The sequence below is a fragment of the Halorubrum vacuolatum genome, from assembly GCF_900188065.1.
Classification (GTDB): Archaea; Halobacteriota; Halobacteria; order Halobacteriales; family Haloferacaceae; genus Halorubrum; species Halorubrum vacuolatum.
Genome location: NZ_FZNQ01000040.1, coordinates 1 through 10,342, shown reverse-complemented (window position 1 = coordinate 10,342; position 10,342 = coordinate 1). Strand labels below are relative to the sequence as shown.

General features: G+C 51.1%; 13 protein-coding genes. 12 read left to right on the top strand and 1 reads right to left on the bottom strand.

The features are described from left to right. Window positions 1-248 precede the first annotated feature (248 nt). Window positions 249-722 carry a hypothetical protein gene (locus tag CHB65_RS17155; RefSeq protein ID WP_143420472.1) on the bottom strand — a complete coding sequence of 158 codons (474 nt, stop codon included), beginning with the start codon at window positions 720-722 and terminating at the stop codon, window positions 249-251. A gap of 242 nt (window positions 723-964) precedes the next feature. Between CHB65_RS17155 and CHB65_RS16250 the strand changes: the two genes are divergently transcribed. The 12 genes from CHB65_RS16250 (at window position 965) to CHB65_RS16195 (ending at window position 10,286) form a co-directional block, all read left to right on the top strand. Beyond that, on the top strand, window positions 965-1,285 hold the full coding sequence (locus CHB65_RS16250; protein WP_245810013.1) for a hypothetical protein: 321 nt from the start codon (window positions 965-967) through the stop codon (window positions 1,283-1,285). After that, entirely contained in the window at window positions 1,276-2,346 is a 1,071-nt protein-coding gene (locus CHB65_RS16245; RefSeq protein WP_089386063.1) for a hypothetical protein, read from the top strand. Before CHB65_RS16250 ends, CHB65_RS16245 begins: the two co-directional genes overlap by 10 nt. Beyond that, window positions 2,343-2,594, top strand: a complete 252-nt coding sequence (locus CHB65_RS16240; RefSeq protein ID WP_089386062.1) for a hypothetical protein — start codon at window positions 2,343-2,345, stop codon at window positions 2,592-2,594. The genes CHB65_RS16245 and CHB65_RS16240 overlap by 4 nt, the downstream gene beginning before the upstream one ends. After that, on the top strand, window positions 2,591-4,360 hold the full coding sequence (locus tag CHB65_RS16235; RefSeq protein WP_089386061.1) for a VirB4 family type IV secretion system protein: 1,770 nt from the start codon (window positions 2,591-2,593) through the stop codon (window positions 4,358-4,360). The genes CHB65_RS16240 and CHB65_RS16235 overlap by 4 nt, the downstream gene beginning before the upstream one ends. Beyond that, window positions 4,357-4,608 carry a hypothetical protein gene (locus tag CHB65_RS16230; RefSeq protein ID WP_089386060.1) on the top strand — a complete coding sequence of 84 codons (252 nt, stop codon included), beginning with the start codon at window positions 4,357-4,359 and terminating at the stop codon, window positions 4,606-4,608. Before CHB65_RS16235 ends, CHB65_RS16230 begins: the two co-directional genes overlap by 4 nt. A gap of 112 nt (window positions 4,609-4,720) precedes the next feature. Then, window positions 4,721-4,996, top strand: a complete 276-nt coding sequence (locus tag CHB65_RS16225; protein ID WP_089386059.1) for a hypothetical protein — start codon at window positions 4,721-4,723, stop codon at window positions 4,994-4,996. Then, window positions 4,993-5,964 carry a hypothetical protein gene (locus CHB65_RS16220; protein ID WP_089386058.1) on the top strand — a complete coding sequence of 324 codons (972 nt, stop codon included), beginning with the start codon at window positions 4,993-4,995 and terminating at the stop codon, window positions 5,962-5,964. Before CHB65_RS16225 ends, CHB65_RS16220 begins: the two co-directional genes overlap by 4 nt. Further along, complete coding sequence (locus CHB65_RS16215) at window positions 5,961-7,883, top strand: type IV secretory system conjugative DNA transfer family protein (protein ID WP_089386057.1); 1,923 nt, start codon at window positions 5,961-5,963, stop codon at window positions 7,881-7,883. The genes CHB65_RS16220 and CHB65_RS16215 overlap by 4 nt, the downstream gene beginning before the upstream one ends. Next, complete coding sequence (locus tag CHB65_RS16210) at window positions 7,880-8,290, top strand: winged helix DNA-binding protein (protein WP_089386056.1); 411 nt, start codon at window positions 7,880-7,882, stop codon at window positions 8,288-8,290. The genes CHB65_RS16215 and CHB65_RS16210 overlap by 4 nt, the downstream gene beginning before the upstream one ends. A gap of 126 nt (window positions 8,291-8,416) precedes the next feature. Beyond that, complete coding sequence (locus CHB65_RS16205) at window positions 8,417-8,716, top strand: ribbon-helix-helix domain-containing protein (RefSeq protein ID WP_089386055.1); 300 nt, start codon at window positions 8,417-8,419, stop codon at window positions 8,714-8,716. 14 nt (window positions 8,717-8,730) lie between these two features. Further along, window positions 8,731-9,216 carry a hypothetical protein gene (locus CHB65_RS16200; RefSeq protein ID WP_089386054.1) on the top strand — a complete coding sequence of 162 codons (486 nt, stop codon included), beginning with the start codon at window positions 8,731-8,733 and terminating at the stop codon, window positions 9,214-9,216. A 122-nt stretch (window positions 9,217-9,338) separates the two neighbouring features. Beyond that, window positions 9,339-10,286, top strand: coding sequence for a hypothetical protein (locus CHB65_RS16195; protein ID WP_143420471.1), 948 nt, complete (start codon window positions 9,339-9,341; stop codon window positions 10,284-10,286). Window positions 10,287-10,342 lie beyond the last annotated feature (56 nt).

Genomic DNA, 10,342 nt, shown 5'->3' with positions numbered 1-10,342 from the left:
TTCATCATCTCCAGTGTCATCTGTAGTTGTTTCTTCATCAGTCGAGTATTCGTCGGTAGTGCCGCCGTTTTCTGCGTCTCCACACCCTGCTAGGCCTACTGTTCCTGCTGCTCCAAGGCCTCTCATATATTGTCTTCTTGTCTGTGGTTTGTTTTGATCCATGGCGGAGATCTTCTTCTTAGTAGTATATGATTGGTTGAATTGTTATAACTTTGAGCCGGTAGCTACCGGTAAGAGGCCTATCCTGGTTACTCCCATGTTTCCGCTACTCTAATCAGGTCTTTGTGGAGTCGGTCTACGTTTACGGAGATGTCTGCGAGGTCACCTAGTGCGTCTGTAAGCTCTTCTTCGTTGTATGATCTTGGTACCTCGAAACGTGCTACAGCGTATGTATCTTCTTTTGACTCGACGTAGTGGCTTTCTGAGGTTGCAGCAATGCGGTTGTGGGCTCCAGCTAGACTGGAGGAGAAATCGCTTTCACTGTTCTCCAGATCTGCATCTAATGGCTGCTCCAATACTGCGGTACTGAGAGGTGTGTCTTGATTTAATCGGGCATGGAGTACCGCTCCGGTTTCTGAATGTTTCGCTCTGTAAGTAGTACCCATATCTACAGCGTCCTGAGCTATTGCTTGTCTGTCACGGTCCATAGGGTAATCTATGTTCCATGATCCGTGTTTTTCAACTAATTCTAAGAACTCTTCGTACTCTTCAACACCAGTCATAATACCACTCATTAATAACAAATTTTAAATAATTATCTTGGCCGAACCATTCAAATCTCCTTATCATACCTGTAGACCTGTAAAGCCGAAATAACAGAAACTACCGGGGAAACAGCGGCAACAGAAAACAATAGAATTCTCACCGGAAATACATTCGCGGCCAACTATACAATTAAAGAAAAAACGGCGTCAAAACCCTCGAATTAGTCGAATATTTTACAAATACGCGCCACCAGGCCAATATGCAGCCGATAACCAGGCCTGAACAATTCCCACTACTACAGTCCACCGCAGATGAGCTCGACTGCGAAACTCCGGAGAGCTTCGAACCACTTCTAGGCCTGCTTGATTCACTGGTAGAACTCGCGTTTCTAGGCGGTATCCTTCTCGGCACTCTCGGCTTTCTGGTCGCAGCGTTGTTCCTGATGCTCCCCGGACAAGACAATTCCCGTCGAGGTAAACTGGTTGCGAAAAACGTGTTCATCGGAGCAGTTCTCTTGCTCTCAGCACAGCTCATCGTCGACTTCCTCGTTTCCCAACTGGGGGCCACGCTATGCACGTAGACGCGCACACGCACATCTCCGTATTCCTCGGAATACTGCTAGCAACAGGGACCGTCTCAGCACAAGAAGACGATGAAGACGGTTCGATCATCGACCTAAGCCCATTAACAGACACAATAGACGACTTGATCGAGGCCTTTGACGAATTCACCGGTGACTGGGATCAAACCCTGACTGAAGTCCTGTTGGACGTCTTATTCCATCCCTTCCGTTCGCTCGCTGAAGTCCTGCTAAACGTCGTGGCAAAACTGCTGACCACGACACCTACAGTCAATCCCAACCCCGCAGTCGAAGAAATACATAGCCAGGTCCTGATACTGGTGATCCTGCTCTCCTCACTTGCGTTCATGGCCGCAGGCCTACTCTACATGATCGGCCCAGTCCTCGGAATCACCTACAGCCAAGTCCGACTCATCCTACCGCGAATCCTGATAGCACTGGTCTTTTCATTCATCTCCCTACCAGTACTCCAGCTCACCGTCGACCTCACCGACGCACTCGTATACGCATTCACACCCCAACTATTCGAACAGTCCTTCTCCCAACTGATAGGCCTCAGCACAGGCCTCGTCCTAGCCTGGGTGATCCAGTCACTTCTCCTGGTCGCGGTCGCCGCACTTATGATCATCAGAATGGTCTACATCATGTTCGTAGCCGCGATCTCGCCCTTACTAGCCCTAACTTGGAGCCTTCCACGAATCCGGAGATACGCAGACACGTTCATCGCCGGATACTTCGCCGCACTAATGATAGCACCGCTCAACCTCCTCGTCCTCCAGTTCTGCCTCGCATTACTAGACGGAAACGGCACCACCGTCATCCAATCCACATCAAACTGGATCCTCGGAGTCGCATCACTCACCCTCCTACTCCTCGTCCCATACCAAGTCTGGACAGCCTCACAAACCATCGTCGGCAAAGCCACCAAGACCGCCTCAAAAACAGTAAACAAAAACCAAAACAACCAGACCCAGAACTTCGACCTCTCCGAAGACGAACAGAACAGACTCCAATCCTACCGCCGCCGCAAACAAGCCGAAAAACTGGGTGGCGGGAAATGAGGCCTCGAATCCAGTTCCCCGGCAAAGTCGAAGACGTCCAACTCCAGTTCTTCGGCCGCTTCACCTGGAAAGACATACTCCGCATCACAGCCCCAAGCCTCTTACTCTACGCCTTCAGTGACGGCCTCCTACCCCCGGTAATCGGCCTGCTAATCGGATTTGCAGTATACAGCATCAGGCCTTACGACCGGACAGTAGACCAGCTGATCTACCACTTCATCCGATTCACCGTGGAGGAGAAGCTATGACCTATGTTGACGGCGTCCAGGTCAGCCCAACCAATTTAGAGCTTATGACGGAGCAAGAAGCACGGGCCGTCCAGCAGACCTACAAACAGTTGTTGGACCAACTCGACTACCCAGTAACGGTTTACTCCGTTCAGTCAGAGCTCGATCTCTTCCCCTATGCCGAGTACCTCAAAAACCGGTTCTCAGTACATCGGGAACTGTGGGAAGACTACCTCAGATACTGTAGCCGTGTCCAAACCGGAAACATCCACGGAACCGACCACTACATCCTGACACAGGTCAGCAACAGCCAACCAGTACTCGGATTCCTCAACGACCATGAAGAGGACCTAGAAGCCGAAGCCAAGAGACGGGTCAACCAGATAGCCGACGCGCTCAACACCTCGAACCTCTCCGCCCAACAAATCACCGAAAACCAGCTAGAGAAGTTGAAAACACGGTACCTCGGAGAACACGGCTACCGATACCTCAAAACCGGGAACGGCTACAGACGGTTCCTTACCATCACCGAATACCCATCCAACCTCGACCTGGCATGGCCGCTCGATCTGCTCCGAATCAGCGGACAAGTCGACGTAGTCCAAAGGATCCAGCCAAAAGACGCCGGAGAAACACGGAGCCAGTTAAATAAAGCGAAAGAGCGGTTGAACGCCGAGATTAACTCCCGGATAAGCGGAGGCTTCGTCGACACCAACAAACTAGAATCAAAACTCGCCTCAACAGAAGGAATGCTGGACAGCCTAGCCCAGCGAAACCAGCGGCCATACGACTACCAAGTCACCCTTTCCATCCACGGAGAAACCCGGGAACAATGCGACCAGGCCTTCCAGAAGCTACAGTCACGGCTCAAAATGATAGGGATCCAGGCCTCAGAGCCTGTTCTCCAAATCGACCAAGCCAGCAAAACGTGTACACCAACCCGTTCAAACCTGCTTAGTGAAACCCTCCTCCTACTGAGCAACGCGGTCTCCGCTGGCTTCCCCTTCGCCACCCGCACCATAGACCAGGCCTCAGGAGTAATCTACGGAGAGGACCAGTTCGACGGCACACCCATACTCCAAGACCGGTTCCAGTGGCACGCACCCCACCTCGCACGGTTCGGATCAACCGGCTCAGGGAAAACCTACCACACCAAGATCGAACTCCTCCGAACCCGGCTCACAAATCCCGGAGCACAGATCATACTCATCGACCCGAAAAACGAATACCACCAACTCACGAAAAAACTCGGAGGCACCACCTACAACGTCAACGACAGGCCCGCCCAACTCGACAAAGTCTCTTGCTTCCAAGTACCCAGCAGAGGCCAAACCCGGTACATCGACTCGATCATCGACTTGATCGAGCAGCTCTACCGACTCACCAGCCAAAACCAGGATAAGACGCTGGTAGTTGCCGATGAAGCCCACAACGTGTCAGGCGTGGGCCGAGGCCGAAAAATCCTGACACGCTGGGTCAGAGAAGCACGAGACACCAACACCGCAATCACGTTGGTCAGCCAGTCAGCCAGCGACTTCACCCAGTACGAAGAAGGCCAGACCCTTCTCGACCAGTGCCCCGGAAAAGTATTCTTCCGACACCAACGGGTCTCCGACGACATAATCGAATACTTCCAACTCTCCGAACAGGAGGTGATCGACCTCTACAACCTGAAAACAGGCACAGAATCACCGTACAGCGAAGCAGTCCTGAAAGTCAGCGGCAGACTCGACGCCAAGATCCGCGTCGAAGCAACACACAGCGAAAACCAACTCATCCAACAATGAAACGCGAACTCAAGTACGTCCACGTCAAGAAAACCGGTTCCAGTACCGAGATCAACATCCTTGAAAAAACGGAGGAAGACTTCGACTACAAACAGCTCGAAACCGAGTCCAATGCGGAAGGCCTGCTCGGAGAAATCCTGGAAGCACAGCAACTGATGCAGGCCTGCGGACAGCTCAGCGGAGAACTAGAAACCAGTGAAAAAGAGGAAGACCGCAGAGAGCAGCGGCTACCGGCAACTCCGCGATAAAGAATAGTTTAGACAGTGACTGGGCTTGGAAACCCTCCTGGGAATGTTACGGGGGTAACCATTCTCAAAACGGAGAGATCCCAGCCCTCTCACCACTCCATACAAAATACCAATGAACGACAAACCACGACAACCGGACGAGATAGAAGAAGCTCACATTATCACCGAGAGAATCATCGAACAACCCCAAGACGAAGAACAGGGACCGTCACTGTTCGAAGAGTACATCGTCAAAGGCGCAGCTTTCACGCTCGGAGCAGCAATGTTCCTCCTCGTTGCATTCGGAGTGATAGGGCTCATACTCGAAGGCGGAATCATCTCCACCATCTTCGGCATACTGCTAGGCCTGCTCATAATCGGCGGCATACTCGAATACATCGAAGAATGAGCCTGAAAGACCGGCTCCTACCGAGCCACACAGAACTCACAGAAAAACAAGTCGAACAGCTCCAGCACTCCGCAAAACCAGGATACACTATCGAGATCAAACCACCCAGAAACCACAACCAAGCCACAGTACCCCAGTTCATCAGAGCCATTCAAGAACTCCAAACACAGTGGCTAGGCCTCAAAAACACCTCTCCCACAACCTGCTACGAAATCAGGAGAACCCACCAAGATCTACAATTCCAGTTCACCGTTCCCACAAAAAGACTGGAACGGAAAATCCGGGCGCAACTCACCAACGCATTACCAGAAATACGGTTCGACACCGGAACCTCAGGCCTACCCGTAACAGAGGGCAGCACAGTCGGCGGAGGCCTACTCACCACGGGACAGCTCGACCACTATCCGTTGAAAACCGAGTTCAAAGAACCGCCTACGAACTCGATAGCAAAAGCACTGCACCGCCACTCAATGCGGGGAACCCAGGTAGTGATACAAATCCTGTTCCAACCCGCCGTCGGAAAGCCACTGAGAAACAAGTACTGGACCCGTCGAGCCTACCAACGAATAGGCTTCCTCCGAAAAGAGAAAGAGAAACTCTGGGGATCAAGACCCGCTACACCCCGCGAAAAACGCCAAGCCGACGCCATCGAGGACAAAGCCGGTAACAACCGTTTCCACACCTCAATCCGGTTCGCAGTCATCGGTGCCGGCGAACACACCAAAAGCCGGGTGAAAGAACTCTCCGGAGCCTTCAACGTCTACGAGAACCCGGAGACCGGCCAGTACTTCAACACCATTACGATCCAGCCGCTCCGAGAAAACCGGATCTTAGGCTTCGCCAACTCCATCGCCAGCAGACAGTTCGACAGCTGGACATCGACTTTCCAAACCACAGTAGAAGAACTAGCCGCGCTCACCGCCGTACCCAGCACCGCTCAAGAAAACATCCAGTACGCCCAGCCATGACAACACCTGAAGAAACCCAAACACTGATCCAGAGTACCGCCGACCTAAACACGACCTACCTCGGCAGCCGAAAATCCAACCTCGGCGTAGAGGAAAACATAGGCCTCAGCGATGAAAAACGTTTAACGCACGTCCTCAACGTCGGACCCACTGGCTACGGTAAAAGCCAGTTACTGACACACGTCGCACTCCAGGACGCCGAGAAAGACCACGGATTAGCAGTCATCAATCCGAAAGGCGATCTCATCGACGAGTTCCTCACCAAACTCCCAGAAGACCGGATCGACGACATCGTCTACATTAACCCGGCGAGAGACCCGGTTACACCGATCAACGTCCTCGAACCTCACGTCACCGAGGAAATGTTGGAGGCACAGCGAGAAAACCAGAAAGAGATCATCGTCTCCGACCTCATCGACTTATTCAAACGCCAAAGCGAGAACTGGGGCGACCAGTTCGGACGCGTACTCGAAACACTGCTACGCGCACACCTCGACCTCAACATCCAGAAAAACCAAGGAAACAGCCTGCTCGACGTCTTCCGATGCGTCGTCAACCAAGACCAGCTCACACAACTAATCGATGAGACCGACGACCAGATCATCCGAGAACAACTCGTCCGCGTCAAAGAAGACATGAGCTCGTATGAGATGGAACCCTTACAGCGCCGACTAAACGACTTCGTGATGAACCCCACCATTAGAAGAGTTATCGGCCCTGAACAGTCCGGAGTCAACTTTAGAGACGTCGTCGACGACAGCCAAATACTGCTCGTCGACATCCAGAAAGGCGAAGTCGGAGAAACAGTCTCACAACTCGTCGGATCCATCGTCACCACCAAAATCTGGGCCGCAGCACAGTCAAGAGTTACTCAACCCGTCGAACAACGAACACCCTTCTTCCTCTACGTCGACGAACTCCAGAACTTCGGCGGTGAAGGAAGCAACTTCACCAAAATACTAAGCGAAGCCAGAGAATACCGGCTCGGTTGCTGGCTCGCCACCCAATACCTCCAACAACTCGCAACAGACATGCGGAGAGCAGTCGTCAACAACTGCCGCACCAAAATCACATTCAACCCCTCCGGCAGCGAAAACGAAAACCAGATCGCCGGAATGTTCCAAGGCCTCACCAAAGAACAACTGAAGGCACTTGGGAAGTACCGGGCAGCAGTCCAGAAACCCAGCAAAAAAAGCCACAACAACGCAGTCTTATTCGACACCTACCCGCCCTGGAAACCCGAAGACACCGACGTCGACCAACTCAAAAAACAGGGAACAGCCACCACCTCGATTTCATCGGCGCAGGTCAAGGCCTCACAGAGTCTCGGAAAAGGCAACAACGCCGGCGGAGACAAACACCGCGAACTACTCGCACAAGCCAAGAAACAACTCGAAGAACGCGGATTCACAGTCAACCTACTCTACCAAGACACAGGCAATGAAAAACCGGACGGCCACGTACACCTACCAGACAACAGTATCGCACACCTCGAAGCCGAACATTCGACACTCTCCAAGCCCGTCAAAGTCCTAAACAACCTGGAAAGAGCCGCTGAAAAAGACCGAGAAGTCTTCTACATCGTCGAAAACGGAAAAGCAGCCAAGCTTCAGAACATCGTCGACGACCCGAAAAACCGTCGCGGCAACCAATACCAAGACGAAAACGGATCCTACACCTACTACACCGACGAAAACGGCGAACCCTACACCAACTTCGAAGAAGTAGAAGAAGCGGAATACCGAATAATCGAAATCAAAGAAGACGACCTAGAAATCCACGACAAAAAAATAGAGCCAGAATGCCCCGAACTCCACCACAACTCCAGTGAAGACCTACAGGCCTTCTGCCTCTACCGCGAAGAATCAGGGTTCTGCACCGAACTCGAAACACAATGCGTCCTCCTCCAACAAGAATGACCGACGACCTCCAACTACGGGACAAAGATCAAGCAGTCCTCCACGCCATCCAACAAGGCCACAACGACACCCAAAAAATCACCCAACACACCACCCTCGAAAACCACCACACCCGCTACAGCCTCAAAAAACTGGAGAACCAAGGCCTCATCACACTCAAAAAACCCGACGGCATGACAGAACGCATCATCAACGGACAAAAAAGAGTCTTCCAAACACCCTGGAAAGCACAACTCACCCAAAAAGGCCTCCAAACACTCAAACAAACCGACCCAGAAAAAATAGAGGCCCTCAAAAATATGAATCACAAAGAACTCGTCGAGAAAGTACACCAACTGGAAGCCGAAATAAAGACTCTCCAAGCCTCACTAGAGGCCTTTAGAAAACAAGTACAAGAACATCTATAAGCTACACATCGGTTTGATACGGCTCTTCCTTTGCTTCCTGAATCTCTTCATCCTTCTCAATCTCAGAACCGAATTAATTCATATTATGGTTCAGCTTTATAAATTTGTAGGTACAATGTATGTACAATGAGTGAGAAGGTCAACTTCCGGCTCCCCGAAAAACTGATCGAGAAAGCGGACGTAGCCGCCAAAATATCGCATAAAAACCGGACAGAAATAATCAAAGAGGCCCTCCAAGAATACCTCCAAGAGGTAGAAGACCAAGAAGAGTTCAAGGAAGCCGTCGTCGAGCTCTACCTAGAAGACGAGATCACCTTTGACATCTTAAAACAGTTTATCGGACGGCAAGACGCCGAAGCTGTGAAAGCATCGAAAACCTTACTGGATCAGGGAGAAGACCTGGCCGACGAACTCGCCCAATTATAACAGGCCTTTAACAGATGATTGTAGCGGATACCAGTGCGTTCATCACACTCGCCTCCACTGACGTTCTGGAACTTGTACTGGAAGAGTTCGACGTCCACACCTCAGAAACAGTTATTGAAGAACTGGAAGATACCGCAGAATACAACGATAGTCATGGAAAGGCCGCTGACCAGGTCTTGCAGTACCGAGACCGGTTCACGGTTCACGAAGCGTCTCAGACGGAGTTTCAATCTTCACGAATCGACCAAGGAGAGGGAAGCTGCGCCGAACTCGCCCGAAAACACAACGCTGACTTCCTGATCACCGACGACCTCCGAGCACTACCCGAACTACAGACACTCTCCAATACCAGAGTCGCAATCTCACCGATCGTCCTCAAAGCACTTGTCAAAAAGGATGTCCTCGACAAACAAGAGGCCTTAGAGAAAATTGAGGAAGCAGCCGAAAACCGCGACTGGCTCGAATCACCGATCTACAAAAGAGCCAAAAATCTGTTCTAACCCTATCTGACCTACCTGATTTATTTCTTGAGAGGGAACATCAGTTCTGTATGAGACAGTCACGGGGAACTCTTTTCTGCGATAAGCGGTTTAGCACGTTTCGGAGAAAGCAGTTAGAGAAGATGAAAGATGAGATTTCGAGTCTTTCTTCTGATGAGCTTCGGAAAAATAGTACGGATTCTCTCGCATTGATTTTCGCAGCTAAATATACTCCCTCTCAGATTGAGTTAGAGGAGCCGGTGAAAGGTGATGGCGGCGAAGTAGAGAAGGACGTTAGTGACCGTCAAGATATCCCAACATTTGGAAATGGGCCTACTTACGTGAATTATCACCGGCTTGAAGTCAAGCTCCCATTCAATGTCGACAGAGAACTGTTCCTCTGCCAGCCAGGCAGACACGATTATAACCCACCAGTTTATGATGAATTAAATCGCGGAGAAGTTGTCTACTATATCGATTATAGAACAAAGAACCGGGATCCAGGAGAGATCAAGGAAGAGATCGAAGGCGATCTTGACCGTTGGTTGGAGAAGGTTGAGAAGTACGTCGGAAATTTGAACAATAATATCGAGAGTATGCAGGAGAAGTTCCGGAGTGAGGCCCGAAAATCGATTGAACGACGTCGAGACGAAGTGAATACGAAGCAACAGTTGATGGAGGAGCTCGGTGTCGATACTGGGGGTTCAGATGAGTCAGGTTACGTAATCCCCGAAAAGAAACGGGAGATTCAGCTACCACAGTCGAGCGACGACAGCAATGAATCTGAGGTAATTCCCGATCAAACATTCGTGGAAACCCTAGAGATAATCGATGACTTGGGAATCAATATTGAACGCTCTGCGGAAAGAGTCCGAGATCTGGATGAGGAATCACTCCGAGACATCTTCCTCGCTGGAATCAACTCACACTACGCCGGAATAGCTACTGGTGAAAGCTTCAACCGCGGTGGAAAGACAGATATCTTGCTCCGCTACGATAACAAGAACCTCTTCGTGGCTGAATGTAAATTCTGGAAGGGCCAGTCACAGTACCATCCGTATTCGGATAAGCGAGAGAATCGCGTGACGTAGGGCTAATCGCCGAAACTATCACCGTAGGATGAGATGGGGAGGGTGGTATGCGCCTC